This window comes from Pseudomonas vranovensis (assembly GCF_040438935.1).
GTDB classification, from domain to species: domain Bacteria; phylum Pseudomonadota; class Gammaproteobacteria; order Pseudomonadales; family Pseudomonadaceae; genus Aquipseudomonas; species Aquipseudomonas vranovensis.
In genome coordinates, this window is record NZ_CP159259.1 from 329,620 (window position 1) to 345,588 (window position 15,969).

Genomic DNA, 15,969 nt, shown 5'->3' on the forward strand with positions numbered 1-15,969 from the left:
TTTCTATGGGTTCAATGCTACGCCGATTAAATTGATTAAAAAGCGCAAAAAATTACGCATAACAATCGTATTGTTCGATATTTGAGCGCGCGGCAAGCCCGCTCCTACCGGGTAGGAGCGGGCTTGCCGCGATTCACATCCTTACAATGAACCCCCCGGATTAATTACCCGTTAAACGAAAAAGGGGCGTCCATTGCTGGACGCCCCTTTTGGCTACCGGGTTTGGCCGAGGCTTCAGTCAGTGGTAATGCGCGAGTGCTTCTGGGTGTCCTTCATGAACAGGTACACCAGCAGTGAACAGGCGATACACGCGGTCACGTACCAGTAGAAGCCAGTCTCCATGCCGACGCTCTTGAACCACAGCGCCACGTACTCGGCGGTACCGCCGAAGATCGACACGGTCAGTGCGTAGGGCAGGCCGACGCCCAGGGCGCGGATCTCGGTCGGGAACAGTTCGGCTTTGACCACGGCGTTGATCGAGGTGTAGCCGCTGACGATGATCAGCGCCGCCATGATCAGGAAGAACGCGCCCCACCAGCTCTGGATGGTGTGCAGGGTGGTCAGGATCGGTACGGTGAACAAGGTGCCCAGTACGCCGAAGGCGATCAGGATCGGGCGACGGCCGATCTTGTCGGACAGGGTGCCGATAATCGGTTGTAGGCACATGAACAGGAACAGCGTCGCCGCCGAAATGGTGGTCGAGTCGCTGATGCTCATGCCCACCGTGTTCACCAGGTACTTCTGCATGTAAGTGGTGTAGGTGTAGAACGCCAGGGTACCGCCCATGGTCAGGCCGACCACGGTTGCCAGTTCCTTCGGATGGCGCATCAGGGTGCGCATCAGGCTTTCCTTGGACTTTTCCTTCTTGGTGAAGGAGGCGGTTTCTTCCATCCCGCGACGCAGGTACAGGGCCACGACCGCGCACAGGGCTCCGATCACGAACGGTACGCGCCAGCCCCAGGCATACAGCTGCTCGGTGGTCAGGGTCTGCTGGAGGATGATCAAGACCGCCAGGGCGATGAGCTGGCCGGAGATCAGGGTGACGTACTGGAAGCTTGAGAAAAAGCCGCGACGTTCCTTGGTGGCCATTTCGCTGAGGTAGGTGGCCGAGGTGCCGTATTCACCGCCAACCGACAGGCCTTGCATCAGGCGCGCGACCACCAGCAGGACAGGGGCCGCCACACCAATCGTTTCGTAGCCCGGAGTCAGGGCAATGACCAGCGAACCCGCGCACATCAGCAGCACCGAAGCCATCAGGGCAGCCTTGCGGCCCTTGCGGTCGGCGTAGATACCCATCAGCCAGCCGCCGATCGGGCGCATCAAAAAGCCCACGGCGAAAATCGCGGCGGTGTTCAGGAGCTGTGCGGTGGTGTCGCCGGCCGGGAAGAAGGCCTTGGCGAAGTACAGGGAAAACGCGGCGTAGACGTACCAGTCGTACCACTCGACCATGTTGCCGATCGAACCACTGAAGATCGACTTGAGACGGCTACGAGTGGTTTTTTCTGCGGCAGGCGCAATAGCCGCCCCAGCAGGCAGGGTAGAGGAGTTATCCATTGACGGAACCTTCTAGTTGTTTTTGTGGAGCGCGCCGAAACGCAGCCTGGCAGGGCTATAGCAGGAGCTGTGCCAGGTTCAGGAGGCCCGTTCTAGAAGGGTTTGCGCAAATAGATGAGCGGAAATCCGCCTATTGTCCGGCGGTCGATAGGCAATATTCCGCTCATTGGGGTCAGTTGGGGGCGAGGAAGTCTTCCCGCTGCAGGCCATGGCGCTGCATTTTCTCGTTGAGGGTACGCCGGGGAATCTGCAGCTCTTCCATCACCGCCTTGATCTCGCCCTTGTGCCGGCCCAGGGCTGCACGCAGGCACTGGGCCTCGAAGGCTTCCTGCTGGGCGGCCAATGACTGGCCGGACTCGACCGTAATGACCGGGTCACCCAGGCCCAGCGCGTGGCGCTCGGCGGCGTTGGCAAGCTCGCGCACGTTGCCGGGCCAGTCGTGGCTCAGCAGTCGACCCAGGTGCGCCGCGCTGAGCAAGGGTGCGGTACGGCCCACACGTTCGGCGGCGTTGCGGGCAAAGTGCTCGAACAGCAGGGGAATGTCTTCGCGCCGCTCGCGCAGTGGCGCCAGGCGCAGCTCGGCGACGTTAAGGCGGTAGGCAAGGTCTTCGCGAAAGCGCCCGGCGCGGGCTTCCTCGAGCAGGTCGGGCTTGGTCGCGGCGATGATGCGCAGATCAACGCTGATGCTCTGGTTGGCGCCCAGGCGCTCAAGCTTCTGCTCTTGCAGTACACGCAGCAGCTTGGCCTGCTGAGCCAGGGGCATGCTCTCGATTTCATCGAGAAACACCGTACCGCCATTGGCGTATTCAAGCTTGCCGATGCGCTTGCCCTGGGCGCCGGTGAAGGCGCCGCTCTCGTGGCCGAACAGCTCTGCCTCGAACAACTGCTCAGGGATTGCGGCGCAGTTCAGCGCGACGAAGGGCTTGCCGGCCCGCGGCCCGAAGTCATGCAGGCAGCGCGCGACCTGTTCCTTGCCGCTGCCGGTTTCGCCACGGATCAGCACATTGACCGGCAGGCTGGCCAAGTCCAGCACTTGCCGACGCAGCTGTTGCATACCCTGGGACATGCCCAGCAGGTTCAGTTCCAGGCGCGCCTTGAAGTCGGCCTGCTCGTGCAGGCGGCGGTTGTCCAGGATCAGCTGGCGCTTTTCCAGGGCGCGACGCAGGCTGCCCAACAGGCTTTCCGGGCTGAAGGGCTTTTCCAGAAAGTCATAGGCGCCATTGCGCATGGCCTCGACTGCCATGGGCACGTCGCCATGGCCAGTCAGGAGGATTACCGGCAGATCGGGATCGCGCGCCTGAAGTTGCTCAAGTAGCTGCAACCCGTCCATGCCCGGCATGCGCACATCACTCAGGATGACACCGGGAAAGTGCCCAGGCAGTTGCTTGAGGCAGTCTTCGGCACGGCTGAACAACTGTACGTCGAAGCCCGACAGGCTCAGCCACTGCTCCACGGCAGTACGGATGCTGGCTTCATCATCGACAACCATAACCGAATTGAACATCAAGTCTCCGGATCGCAGGGCAGGGTAAGGCTGAAGCAAGCGCCGCCGGGTTGGTTCTCCACCGTCAGGCGCCCGCCGGCTTCATGAATGATGCCATAGGATATCGCCAGGCCCAGGCCCAGGCCTTCACCTACAGGCTTGGTGGTGAAGAACGGGTCGAAGACCTTGGTCAAATGTTCGGCGGGGATACCACCGCCACTGTCGAGCACACTCAGGCGCCACTGCTCGTCCTGGGCTTCGATGCGGATCTCCAGACGTTTGTAGCTTTTGCCGACCATGGCATCCAGGGCATTGCGCATCAGGTTGATCAGCACCTGCTCAAGGCGGATCGCATCGCCGCGGACCCAGGCCGGGCGGGCCAGGTACAGGGCCACGTCCACCTGTTCGGCACGAATGCGCGCATCGAGCAACTGCAACGACTGGTCGACCACGGTGGCCAGGTCCAGGCGCTCGCGCAGGCCGCTGGGGCTATTGCGGGCGAAAGTTTTCAGGTGGCCGGTGAGTGCTGCCATGCGTGTGAGCATTTGCTCCAGTGGCTCCAGGGCCTGGCGAGCTTCGTCATAGCGCTGGTTGTCGAGCAGCAGGCGCAAGGTCGCCAGTTGCATGCGCTGGGTGGTCAGCGGCTGGTTGATTTCATGGGCCAGGGCCGCCGACATCTGCCCGAGGGCGGCAAGCTTGGCCGATTGCACCAGACCTTCCTGGGCCGTGCGCAAGTCGCGGGTACGTTCCTCGACCAGGCGCTTGAGCTCTTCGCGGCTGCGCTGGCGCAGGCGGGCCAGGCGCAGCCGCTGGCTGATGAACAACAGGGCGAACACCAGGCTCAGCCACACCGCCGCCGCAGCGAGGGCTGCATTGCGACCGTCGTCGCTCACCTGCGGCTTGCGCAGCAGGTGCAGGGTCCAGCCCTCGGCTTCCAGTGGCAGGCTTTCCCACAGGTATTCGGTGCTGCCTCCAGGCCCTTGCACGCGGGTCAGGGTGCTGTGCTCGTTGAAGCGGCTGAGCACCTGATGCTGCAGCGGCACCAGAGGTTGCTTGTCGTACTGGCGGGTAGCGGCAAGTTCGGCGTGGTCGGCGCTGCTCAAGGGCTTGAGTTCGCGATAGCGCCAGCCGTCCTGGTTGGCGATGAAAATGATCCCGCGGGCATCGCTGACCAGCAGGATGTCGTTGCCCTGGCGCCATTCGCGCTCAAGCTCCGGGAATTCCAGCTTGACCACCATGGCGCCGAGAAAGCGGCTGTTTTCATCCATCACCGCGCTGGATAGAAAGTACCCTGGCACGCCACTGGTCACGCCCACGGCATAAAAGCGCCCGCTGCCTTGGCTGCGGGTCTGCTTGAAGTAGGGGCGAAAGCCGTAGTTGGAGCCGACGTATGTGCTGGGCAAGCGCCAGTTACTGGCTGCCACTGCCAGGCCGGTGCGGTCGAGCAGCTCCAGGGTCGAGGAATTGGCCGCACCGTTGATGCGTTCAAGCTTGCGGTTCAAGGCGTCCTGCACCGGGCCCTCGACCGGGCCCTTGAGGGCGCTGATCAGCTCCGGGTCCAGGGCCAGCACGGCGGGCAAGGCGCGGTAGCGTTCGATCAAGGTATGCAGCGAGGTGGCGTACAGGCTCAGTTGCTGGCTGGCGCGCCCGGCATCGTCGACCATCGACTGGCGCTTGGCGTGGTGCATGGCCCAGCCAGCCGTGAACAGGGTGCCTGCGAGAATGAATAAAACGATCAGCCCCAGACGCAGGGCGCGAAAGGAATAAGGCATGGTGCAAGTCCCGGCGGTTCGGGAAGGCCTCCTGGCCTTCCCTTGGAGCGTGGCAACGGTTTACAGCAGTTCGAAACGTTGTTGCTGCACGGCTTGAGAGTCCAGCCCGACCTGGACGTTGAACTCGCCAGGCTCGGCTGCCCATTGCAACTGGGTGTTGTAGAACTTCAGGTCATCTTCACTGAGGGTGAAGCGCACGGTGCGTTCTTCGCCAGCCTTGAGCATGACCTTCTGGAAGTTCTTCAGCTCCTTGACCGGGCGGCTCATGGAGGCGGCGATGTCTTGCACATACAACTGCACCACGGTTTCGCCGTCACGTTTGCCGGTGTTCCTCACCTGGATGCTGGCTTCGAGGGTCTGGCCTTTCTTCAGGGTCTTGCTCGACAGGGTCAGCGCCGACAGGCTGAAGTCGCTGTAGCTCAGGCCGTAGCCGAAGGGGTACAGCGGGCCATTGGGCTCCTCGAAGTACTGCGAAGTGTAGTTGCCAGGCTTGCCCGGGGTGAAGGGGCGGCCAATGCTCAGGTGGTTGTAGTACATCGGGATCTGCCCGACCGAGCGCGGGAAGGTGATCGCCAGCTTGCCCGAGGGGTTGTAGTCGCCGAACAGGACATCGGCGATGGCGTTGCCGCCCTCGGTACCGCTGAACCAGGTCTCGAGGATGGCGTCGGCTTGCTCACGCTCCCAGGTCAGCGACAGCGGACGGCCATTCATCAGCACCAGCACCAGCGGCTTGCCGGTGGCCTTCAGGGCCTTGATCAGTTCGCGTTGGGCCGCCGGGATTTCCAGGGAGGTACGGCTGGAGGACTCGTGGGACATGCCACGCGATTCGCCAACCACAGCCACGACCACATCCGACTGCTTGGCAGCCTTGACCGCTTCGTCGATCAACACGGCGGCAGGACGTGGGTCGTCGACGATTTCCGGGGCATCGAAGTTGAGGAAATTCAGGTAATCGAGGATGGCCTTGTCGTGTGTGACATTGGAGCCCTTGGCGTAGATCACCTTGGCCTTGTCGCCCAGCACCTGGCGCATGCCTTCGCGCACGGTCACCGACTGGGCCGGACGCCCGGCGGCGGCCCAACTGCCCATCATGTCGATGGGGGCGTCGGCCAGCGGGCCCACCAAGGCGATGGTGCCCGCTTTTTCCAACGGCAGGGTCTGCTCGCGGTTTTCCAGCAGCACCAGGCTGCGGCGGGCCACATCACGGGCTTCGGCGCGGTGCAGGCGGCTGTCGGCGTAGGTGTCGGCCGGGTCTTCGCTGGCCACGCCGATGCGGCGGTACGGGTCGGCGAACAGGCCCATGTCGTACTTGGCACCGAGCACTTCACGCACGGCGTTGTCGATGTCGGCCTGGTCGATTTCACCGGCCTTGAGCAGGCTGGCCAGTTCCTCGCCGTACAGCGAGTCGTTCATGCTCAGGTCGATGCCGGCCTTGATCGCCAGTTTGGCGGCTTCGCGACCGTCGCGGGCCACGCCATGACGCACCAGCTCGGTGATCGCGCCGTGATCGCTGACGGTCACGCCTTTGAAGCCCCAGTCCTTGCGCAGCAGATCGTTCATCAGCCAGGTGTTGGAGGTGGCCGGTACGCCGTTGATCGAGTTCAGGGCAACCATCACGCCACCGGCGCCGGCGTCGATGGCCGCGCGGTAGGGGGGCAGGTAGTCGTTGAACATCTTGGTCGGGCTCATGTCGACGGTGTTGTAGTCGCGCCCGCCTTCCACTGCACCATACAGGGCGAAGTGCTTGACGCTGGCCATCAGGCTGGTGGGCTCTGCCGGGCTTTTGCCCTGGAACGACTCGACCATCACCTTGGAGATGCGCGAGACCAGGTAGGTGTCTTCACCGAAACCTTCACTGGTACGGCCCCAGCGCGGGTCACGGGCAATGTCGACCATCGGTGCGAAGGTCATGTCGATGCCGTCGGAAGCCGCTTCCAGTGCAGAAACCCGGCCGACCTTGGCGATTGCGTCCATATCCCAGCTCGACGCCAGGGCCAGGCTGATCGGGAAAATGGTGCGGTGGCCGTGGATCACGTCGTAGGCGAAGAACATCGGGATCTTCAGGCGGCTACGGCCCGCCGCGTCCTGCATCGGACGGTTTTCGGCGCGGGTGATCGAGTTGAACGTGCCGCCTATGCGCCCGGCGGCGATCTCCTTGCGGATCATCTCGCGGGGCATTTCCGGGCCGATGCTGATCAGGCGCAACTGGCCGATCTTTTCGTCCAGGGTCATCTGCTGCATGAGGTCGGCGATGAACGCCTGTTTGTTCTTCAGTGGCGCGGCAGGGGTATCGGCAAACGCCGACTGACTGGCCAGGCTGACAAGAAGGCCCAGCAAACACAGCTTGTTCATTGAATTCAGTTCTCGAGGCTTGCGGCAGTGTTCACGGTAATACTGCCCGGCCGAAGTTGGGGAAGCGGCTATTGTTGTAGTTTGCTGGGGCATCTTTTAGCCGATCGGGCCATTACGATCCAGCGGCGGTGACGGATTATGCCTCAAGTACGATGACTCACGCTGATCAAGGAGCAAGGCCACTATGCAGGTAATCCAGTTCAAGGGCATCAGGGTGGGGCTGTTGCTGATGCTCGCAAGCCTTGTGTCCGGTTGCGGGATCAACAACATTCCCAACTACGACGAACAGGTCAAGGCGGCCTGGGCCCAGGTACAGAACCAGTACCAGCGCCGTGCCGACCTGATTCCCAACCTGGTTGAAACAGTCAAAGGCTATGCCAAGCAGGAGCAGGAAACCCTGACCGCGGTCATCGAAGCGCGGGCCAAGGCGACTTCGATCCAGGTCGATGCCAGCACCCTGGACGATCCGCAGAAGCTGCAGCAGTTCCAGCAGGCGCAGTCGCAGCTGACCGGGGCGCTGAGCCGGTTGATGGTGGTGTCCGAACGCTACCCGGACCTCAAGTCGAACCAGAACTTCCTGGCCCTGCAGTCGCAACTCGAAGGCACCGAAAACCGTATTGCCGTGGCGCGCAAGGATTTCATCGCCGCCGTGCAGCGCTACAACACCGAGATCCGCACCTTCCCGGGCCGGTTGTGGCACACCGTTATGTACAGCAGCCTGCCGCTGCGGGAGAATTTCGAGGCCACTGCCAGCGACGCCGACAAAGCCCCTGAAGTGAAATTCTGATGCGCCTGGTGCATCTGGCGCTGCTGCTGGCGCTGTTCGTCGTCACGCCGCTGCGGGCCGATCCCACTTTTCCGGCCCTGACGGGGCGCGTGGTCGACAATGCGGGCCTGCTCGATGCCGGGAGCCGCAGTCAGCTCGAACGCATGCTGACGGCCCACGAACAGGCCACCACGGAACAGGTCGTGGTGGTGACGGTCGATGACCTGCAGGGCTTGCCCATTGAAGACTTCGGTTATCAGTTGGGGCGTCATTGGGGCATCGGCCAGAAGGGCAAGGACAACGGTGCGCTGTTGATCGTCGCTCCCAAGGCGCGCAAGCTGCGCATCGAAGTCGGTTATGGCCTGGAAGAGCGCCTGACCGACGCCCAGGCGTCCGTCATCATCAACGGCATCATCACCCCGGCGTTCAGGCGCGGGGAGTTCAGCCTGGGTATCGTCCAGGGAACGGCGGCCATCCTCCAGGTACTGGGCGGCAATCCGCTGGCCGAGCCGTCACGGGCCCAGGGCGGTGGTGGCGGGGAAGAGGCGCCTGGTTGGTCCATAGGCCTGTTCATCATGCTGATCGTGATCGTCTTTGCCTTGCAGTCCATGGGCCTTGGCGGCAGTGGCCGTGGCGGTCGGGGCGGCATGGGCGGCGGATTCGGCGGTGGTTTTGGCGGTCTTGGTGGCGGCCGCGGGGGAGGTGGTGGCGGCTTCGGTGGTGGCGGCGGTGGCTTCGGCGGTGGCGGGTCCTCCGGTGGCTGGTAGAACAATAATCAAGGAGAACACCTGCGTATGACTTTGCTCAGTGAACACGAACAGCGCCAGGTCGCCGAGGCAATCGCCCAGGTCGAGCGGCACACCGACGCGGAGCTGGTCACGGTGCTGGCCAGTCGCGCCGACGACTATGCCTATATCCCGTTGCTCTGGGCCAGCCTGCTCGCTTTGCTGGTGCCGGGCCTGTTGTTCTACCTCACTGGCGGGTTCAGCGTTAACAGCCTGTTGACTGTGCAGTGGCTGACCTTTCTTGCGCTGTGCCTGCTGTTTCGCATCCCTAGCCTCACCACCCGCCTGATCCCACGTTCCGTGCGCCACTGGCGCGCCTCCAACCTCGCCCGGCGACAGTTCCTCGAACAGAACCTGCACCATACGGTGGGCAGTACCGGGGTGCTGATTTTTGTCAGCGAGGCTGAGCGCTACGTCGAGATCCTGGTGGATGAGGGCATCTCCCGGCACCTGGACAACGAGGTGTGGGAAGGTATCGTCAAGCGCTTTACCGAGCAGGTGCGCCAGGGCCAGACCGTGCAGGGTTTTGTCAGTTGCATCGAAGCCTGTGGCGAGCTGCTCAGCCAGCATGTGCCCCTGACTCATGAGCGCAACGAACTGCCCAACCGCCTAGTGGTGCTGGCCTGAGCCAGGAACGCTGATCGACAAAAGCTGGGCGCGGGCCGGTCATCCACGTAAAATGCCTGCCATTGCGCCTAGCCGCTCCCTCCGCAACCCGAGGCACCCACCCCCGATGTCCGATACCTCTACCGCCCAGGCCGCGCCGGATGCCCGTGCGCAGTTTCTGAGCCTGCTCGCCACCAGCCTGCAACAGAATGCCCTGATCAAGCTGGTGCTGGCGCGCCATGTCGGCACCGACGAAGCCCTGCAGCGGATCATCGCCAAGCCGCTGACGGTCAAGGGCGAGGCTTGCCTGTCACTGGTCTACCGCTACAAGACCCGCGACATCACCCGCAACTTGCCCAATGATGAAGCCCTGGCGCTGGTGGCCGAGCTGCTGCCGGGTTCATTTCGCAATGCGCACCTGCTGAGCCTGAGCGACGAGGCGCAATTGGAGTTCAGCAAGAAGGGCAAGCCGATGCTCCACAGCAAGGCTGTGCAGCAAGCGCTGCAGGCCCCGGCAGGCGAGCACGACCGGGAGAAAAAGCGCTACCTGGAACTGAGCCGGCCGTTTCTCCACGACCTGGGCGTGACCGACAAGCAGCAGGCGCTGATTCCGTCGATGTCGCGCAAGTGGAAGCAGATCAACAAGTTCATCGAGGTGTTTTCTCACGCGCTGGCTTCAGCGCCGCTGGCGGCGGATCAGCCGCTGCGTGTGGCGGATTTTGGCTCGGGCAAGGGGTACCTGACCTTCGCCATCCACGACTACCTGCGCAACAGCCTGCAGCGTGAGGCCCAGGTCACCGGCGTCGAATTGCGCCAGGACATGGTCGAGCTGTGCAACGCCGCCGCCGCGCGCCTGGAGCATCCGGGGCTGGTGTTCGAGTGCGGCGATGTGCGCAGTGTGGTGCCCAGTGCCATCGAGGTGATGATCGCCTTGCATGCATGTGACATCGCCACCGACTATGCGATTCACACCGGCATCCGCTGTGGCGCGGCCATCATCATGTGTTCGCCGTGCTGCCACAAACAGGTCCGCCCACAATTGCAAACCCCGGGGTTGCTCAAGCCGATGCTGCAATACGGCCTGCACCTGGGCCAGCAGGCCGAAATGCTCACCGACAGCCTGCGTGCGCTGTACCTGGAAGCCTGTGGCTACGAGACCAAGGTGTTTGAGTTCATCTCCCTTGAGCACACCAACAAGAACAAGATGATCCTGGCGGTGAAGCGCAAGGCGCCGGTGGACTCGGCGGCGTTGCTGGAAAAGATCCAGCAGTTGAAGGAATTCTATGGCGTCAGGGAGCATTGCCTGGAGACGTTGTTGCAGGCCGATGGCTTGATCGACGCTCGGACCTGAGTTGTTTTGTAGCCGCTGCCGCCAGGCTGCGATTGGGCGCGAAGCGGCCACAACCTTGGCCAGTGAGTGACTGCTACGCAACCGATCGCAGCCTGGCGGCAGTGGCTACAGTGTCGGTGCTGTCAGGTGGTCTGCGCTGCCGGGTACACACGGGTCTTGCGCCCCAGCACCACGGTGCCGATCACGCCCGCCGCAAACACCCAGGTAATCGGCTCGACCTGTTCACCAAAGAACAGCGCCGAAAAGGCGATGGTGAAGAAGATCTGCAGCAACTGGATCTGGCTTACCCGCGCAATCCCGCCCAGCGCCAGCCCCGCATACCAGGCAAAGAAGCCAATGAACTGCGAGAACAGCGACACATAGCCAAACGCCCCCCAGGCCTTGGCACTCACTGGCCCTTGATGCTGCAAGGCCAAGTACACCACCGGCCCAAGCAACAGCGGCGCCGACAGCACCAGCGCCCAGCAGATCACCTGCCAACCACCCATCTCCCGCGCCAGCCTGCCGCCTTCGGCATACCCCAGGCCGCCGACGGCAATTGCCGCCAACATCAGCAGGTCGCCGGCCTGGATCTGTCCTGCGCCCATGATGACTGCGTACACCAACACCAGCGCACTGCCCAGTGCCGCGCAGGCCCAGAAGGCTTTTGACGGGCGTTCATGGGACAGCCACGCCGCATAGAAGGCCACGCACAGCGGTTGCAGGCCGTTGACCAGGGCGCCATGGGAGGCCGGTACGCTCTGCATGGCCCAGGCCGACAACACCGGAAAGCCAAGGATCACGCCCAGCGCTACCAGGCTCAGGCCCTTGATCTGCTGCCAGGTCGGCCACTTTTCCCGCCGCCACAGCAGCAGCGCCGCCGCCGGAATCGCCGCCAGCAGGGCGCGCCCAAGGCCGTTGAGCAGGGGGTGCAGTTCCTGCACGACGATGCGGGTCATGGGCAGGGTCAGGCTGAAGATAATGACACCGAGAAGCCCAAGGGCCATCCCGGTGTTTTCGCGGCTGGACATGGCAAACGCCTGTGGCGGGTAAGTGGTTCCATTGAGCCACAGGCGACGCCGATGATCTTGTTACAGTTGGTCACAAGTTCATCCGTACAGTTCGCGCTGCCTAAAAGAAACGAGTGATGCTGACCTTGGCGTTGCGACCCTGGCTGTAAGCGTATTCACCGCTGAGTTCGGAGCGATAGTCATTGTCGAATAGGTTGTCGACGGTGAAGTTGACCTCGGTGCCCTTGAGGTATGGCTGCCGGGGCTTCCAGTTGGCGAACAGGCCGTGGATCTCGTAGTCATCGTTTGCGTAGTGGTCGTAGTAGCGGTCACCCAGGGCACTGCCCGGGCCTTCGCGGTAGTTGTCGCTGGGCAGGCGGTCGGTCTTGCGCACGAACTGCGCCTGCCAACCCACCTTGGCATCCCAGCTGGGGATCTTCACACCCAGGGTGGTGATCCACTTCGGCGCGGGAATGTCCTTGGCCCATACGTCTGGCCCCCAGGGGTTGGTGTAGGCCCCTTCATGGCGGCCGGTGATCCACGAGTACGACACCGAGCCGAACAGGTAGGTCGAGTCGTAGAAGCTTTCAACCTCGAAACCCTTGATGGTCACGCTCTTGATGTTGCGGTAGTTGGACATCAAGCCCCCACCGCAGGACTTGGAAATGCTCTCGCCAGTGACCAGTTGCTCCGGGCAACCGATGCCGGTGGCCTTGAAAATCTCGTCCTTGATCTCGTTGCGAAACAGGGTGGTGCGGATCTGCACACTGTCTCGGTCGGTGAAGACGTCGGACAGGTTGGTGATGTTGCCGGCGCGCAGGGCGGTGATGCGCTCGGGGTCCAGGTTGCGGCTGCTGGCGGTGCGGCTGCCGATGCCCTGGACTTCGTATTGTTCATCCAGCACTGGGGCGCGCCAGGTCTTGCTGTAGTCGGCGAAGAATGCCGTCTGCTCACTGGCCTTCCAGAACACCGACAGGCGCGGCGACCAGCCGCTGTAGGTTTTCTCGCTGTAGTCGTGGCCCATCTTCGGATCGTTGTAGTACGGCGCCTGGTTTTCCTTGCCCTTGTTGGCGACGTGGTCGTAACGCAGGGACGGCGTGATGGTCACTTCACCGAGGGTGATGGCGTCCTGGATGAAGTAGCCCTGGCTGTCGACGCTGCCACTGGGCATGAAGTACGGCTGATAGCGACCGTAGTTGTATTTGGGGACGTCATAGGTTTTGCCCGGCATCCACATCTGCGTGTCGCGCTCGTGGCGGCGCACTTGGAAACCTGCAGAGAGCGCATGTTCCAGCGGGCCGGTAGAAAACAGGCTGGTGTTGCGCACGTCGAGCATCTGGTCGGTGTACTCGGTGTCCATCTTGCGCCCGCCGGTGGCCGGCTGGAAGAACGCAGTTTCGTCACGCTCGTCGGTCTGCTCGGTATCCGACACCGAGTACTTCACCTGCAGGTCTACCAGCGGGTTTTCGATGGGTTGGTACTTGTAGGTGGTCGACCAGGTGGTGTCGGTGGTAGTGCGATTGGCCAAAAAGCGCTTGAGGGCGTTTTCGTAGCCGTACTTGTCGATGTCGGACTGAGTCGGCGGCGTCGGGTAGGACGTGGACGAGAACGGTGCCCAACGTTCGCTTTCCGAGCGCGACCAGGAAAACCCCAGGCTGTGCTCGTCGGTCAGGTGCAAATTGAACTTGAGTAACGCGCCGTCCAGGTCCAGGGCACTGTTGGGCAGGCGCTTGGGGTTGATCGGGTAATCGTTCTCGGGGTCGGGCAGGGTGCCGGCCAGTTTCATGTCGTCGCCGTCGCGCTTGGTCAGGTAGACCAGGGCATCCATGCGGCCATCGTCGGTGCGGCCGAACAGGGCCGAGCTGTAGACTTGCTGATGGTCGTTGCTGGCATAACCGTACTTGACCATGGCGCCGCTGTTGCGGCCTTCCTGCAACAGGTCCGGGGCATCCTTGGTGGTCATGTTGACGCTGCCGCCAAAGCCGCCGTTGCCGGTGTAGATCGAGTGCGGGCCCTTTTCGACCTCGATGCTCTTGATCAGCTCCGGCTCGATGAACACGGTGCCCTGTTGATAACGCTCAAAGCCGCTCTTGGTGGCGCCGTCGACGGTCATCGGCACGTCTTCGGCGTCACCCAGGCCCCAGATGTTGATGGTCTGGCCGCCGGGCTTGGCCGAACCGCCCATGTTCACACCGGGCAGGGTTGAGAGCACGCTGGGAATGTTGCTGGGTTGGTAGCGGTCGATCTCTTCCTGGGTCAGGGTCGAGCGGCCGACGGTGCTCGGGTCCACTTGCTGGCCATCGCCAACGATGCTCAAGGCGCCGAGTTGGATACCGTTGTCGGCGGTCGGGTCGTCTTCGCGCAGGCGTACCACATAGGTGCTGCCGACCTTGACCACGGCGAAGCGGCTGTTGCGCAGCAGTTGGGCGATGGCGTCCTCGGCCTCGAAAGCACCCTTGAGTGCCGGGGCCTGCACACTGCGCAGCAACGTTTCGTCGAACAGCAATTGCACCTTGGCCTGCTGGGCCAACTGGCTCAGCGAGGCGGCCAGCGACTGTGACGGCAGGTTGAGCGCCACCGGCGCCGCCTCGGCCTGCAGGCTCAGGGCCAGGCAGGCTGCCAGCAGCGATGGACGGGCAGACAACGGTGTGAACGAACGAAACGCAGACAACATGAAATCCCCCAGTACGGCAAAAGCCAAAAAGGCCTGCAATGACGACGCAGACGGGAGGAAGACGTGGTGTTGCGCAAAATCCTCATATGCGAATGAAAAATATTCTCAGCTTTTTATTTGCGCTCGATCTGCAGGCGTCCGTCGGCCAGGGTTACGGTCTTGACCTGTAGCAGCGCCGGCAAGGCGTTGAGCAGGGCGTCGGGGTCGTTTACGTCGAAGTTGCCCGAGACCTTGTATTGGCCCAGGGCAGGGTCGGCCAACACGATCGCAGCTGGGCGGTAGAGCGAAATCTCATCGATCAGGCTGCTCAACTTGCGGTTGCGAAAGGTCACGTGGCCGTTGCGCCAGTCGGCAACGTCCTCATCGCTTACGGTCTGCACGCTGAGGCTGCCGCGGGCAGGATCGTAGATGGCGCGCTGGCGTGCGCCGAGCAGGGCCGGGTCGTGTGCCTCGCCCGGCGTGTCGAGGGCAACCTGGCCGTGGGCCACGCTCAGCACCAGCTCCCGCTGGCCGCGGCGCAGGTCGAAGGCGGTGCCGACCACGCGCACCACGGCGCTGCCGGCATCGACGAACAGCGGGCGCTCCTTGTCGGCGGCGACGTCGATGAACAGCTGTCCCTGATCCAGGTGAATCAGCCGGCGCTCGGCGTCGAACTCGATGCGCAGGCGCGTGTGGGCGTTGACGTTCATTTGACTGCCGTCGGGCAGCGTCAGGGTCTGGGGTTCGCTGTTGACCGCCACGGTCTGCCTGGAGTGACCAGGTACCCCACCCAGGTTGCCCACCAGCAAGGCACACAACAGTGCCGCGGCAGTCGCCAGTGCCGGGCGCCAGTGCCGGGCCTTGCGTGGCACGAGGGGCACGGGCGGGTTCATCTGCGTGAGTTCGGCGAGGTCATCCCATAGCTGTTCGAACTGGGTGTAGGCGCGAGCATGTTCGGGATGCTGCATCCACTGTGCAAACGCCTTGCGGGCCTCGCGCGAAGGGTTGTTGCGGTTATGGGAAAACCAGCTGGAAGCCTGGGCATCGACCGAAGGCTTTTCGGTGCCGAGAGTGGGGTTCATTCTGGCTGCTCCATGCCGTTTTCACTGTCCAGGCGTTGCTTGCACTGCAGCAGGGCTGCGGCAATGTGTTTTTCCACCATGCTCACCGAAATGCCCATGCGTTCACTGATCTGTGCCTGCGTCAAACCTTCGAAACGGTGCAGCATAAGGGCTTCGCGGCGGCGCGGCGAGAGCTCGGCGAGTACCTGTTTGAGCTGGTCCAGGCGTTGCTGGTGCTGGACGTGGTGAAGCGGATCGCTGCGGGTGTCGGCTGGCGCCTGCTCATCGGCCGCGGTGCTTTCTTCAAGCACGGTGTGGCGTACCTTCTGCCGGCGCCAGTGATCGCTCAACAGGTTACGCGCCACCTGAAACAGGAACGCCCGAGGCTGCTCCACGCGGGCGCGATCCCGATACCCCAACCATTGGGTGAACACGTCCTGGGTCATGTCGGCGGCATCGCTGGCATTGTCGGTGCGCTTGCGCAAAAAGTGCAGGATGTCGGCATAGAACCCACGACAAGTGTCATGGGCTATGGGGTCGGGTTTGGGGCGTTGCATGCAAACTTTCCAGGAACGCGCAGGGCGGAAAGTTGCGAAT

The 15,969-nt window shown here is 62.9% G+C and carries 12 protein-coding genes; 4 read left to right on the forward strand and 8 right to left on the reverse strand.

All coding sequences use genetic code 11. The features are described 5' to 3' along the window. Positions 1-234 precede the first annotated feature (234 nt). The 4 genes from ABVN19_RS01585 to bglX form a co-directional block, all read right to left on the reverse strand. Positions 235-1,554: an MFS transporter gene (locus ABVN19_RS01585; RefSeq protein WP_105641945.1), complete on the reverse strand. Its 1,320-nt coding sequence runs from the start codon at positions 1,552-1,554 to the stop codon at positions 235-237. Positions 1,555-1,726: 172 nt separating this feature from the next. Further along, entirely contained in the window at positions 1,727-3,058 is a 1,332-nt protein-coding gene (locus ABVN19_RS01590) for a sigma-54 dependent transcriptional regulator (protein ID WP_028943392.1), read from the reverse strand. Further along, positions 3,058-4,809: an ATP-binding protein gene (locus ABVN19_RS01595; protein WP_105641946.1), complete on the reverse strand. Its 1,752-nt coding sequence runs from the start codon at positions 4,807-4,809 to the stop codon at positions 3,058-3,060. The genes ABVN19_RS01590 and ABVN19_RS01595 overlap by 1 nt, the downstream gene beginning before the upstream one ends. Positions 4,810-4,869: 60 nt before the next feature. Continuing rightward, positions 4,870-7,161 carry a beta-glucosidase BglX gene (bglX, locus tag ABVN19_RS01600; protein WP_028943394.1) on the reverse strand — a complete coding sequence of 764 codons (2,292 nt, stop codon included), beginning with the start codon at positions 7,159-7,161 and terminating at the stop codon, positions 4,870-4,872. Between the two features lie 184 nt (positions 7,162-7,345). Between bglX and ABVN19_RS01605 the strand changes: the two genes are divergently transcribed. From ABVN19_RS01605 to ABVN19_RS01620, 4 genes are all read left to right on the forward strand, one after another. Further along, positions 7,346-7,948 (forward strand): LemA family protein, encoded by a 603-nt coding sequence (locus ABVN19_RS01605; protein WP_036989687.1) that lies wholly within the window; start codon positions 7,346-7,348, stop codon positions 7,946-7,948. Next, the gene (locus ABVN19_RS01610) at positions 7,948-8,694 is read left to right on the forward strand and encodes a TPM domain-containing protein (RefSeq protein ID WP_264652561.1); all 747 of its coding nucleotides are present in this window, start codon (positions 7,948-7,950) and stop codon (positions 8,692-8,694) included. Before ABVN19_RS01605 ends, ABVN19_RS01610 begins: the two co-directional genes overlap by 1 nt. Positions 8,695-8,721: 27 nt before the next feature. After that, positions 8,722-9,339, forward strand: a complete 618-nt coding sequence (locus tag ABVN19_RS01615) for a TPM domain-containing protein (RefSeq protein ID WP_105642243.1) — start codon at positions 8,722-8,724, stop codon at positions 9,337-9,339. Positions 9,340-9,445: 106 nt separating this feature from the next. Beyond that, complete coding sequence (locus tag ABVN19_RS01620; protein WP_028943398.1) at positions 9,446-10,669, forward strand: SAM-dependent methyltransferase; 1,224 nt, start codon at positions 9,446-9,448, stop codon at positions 10,667-10,669. A gap of 122 nt (positions 10,670-10,791) precedes the next feature. Here the strand turns inward: ABVN19_RS01620 and ABVN19_RS01625 are convergent, their stop codons facing one another. The 4 genes from ABVN19_RS01625 to ABVN19_RS01640 form a co-directional block, all read right to left on the reverse strand. Then, positions 10,792-11,679, reverse strand: coding sequence for a DMT family transporter (locus ABVN19_RS01625; RefSeq protein ID WP_105642242.1), 888 nt, complete (start codon positions 11,677-11,679; stop codon positions 10,792-10,794). Between the two features lie 100 nt (positions 11,680-11,779). Then, entirely contained in the window at positions 11,780-14,332 is a 2,553-nt protein-coding gene (locus tag ABVN19_RS01630) for a TonB-dependent receptor (protein ID WP_105642244.1), read from the reverse strand. A gap of 113 nt (positions 14,333-14,445) precedes the next feature. Beyond that, a complete protein-coding gene (locus tag ABVN19_RS01635) occupies positions 14,446-15,393 on the reverse strand; it encodes a FecR domain-containing protein (protein WP_105642241.1) in 948 nt (315 codons plus the stop codon). Then, positions 15,390-15,929 (reverse strand): sigma-70 family RNA polymerase sigma factor, encoded by a 540-nt coding sequence (locus tag ABVN19_RS01640; RefSeq protein ID WP_105642240.1) that lies wholly within the window; start codon positions 15,927-15,929, stop codon positions 15,390-15,392. Before ABVN19_RS01640 ends, ABVN19_RS01635 begins: the two co-directional genes overlap by 4 nt. Positions 15,930-15,969: the final 40 nt, after the last annotated feature.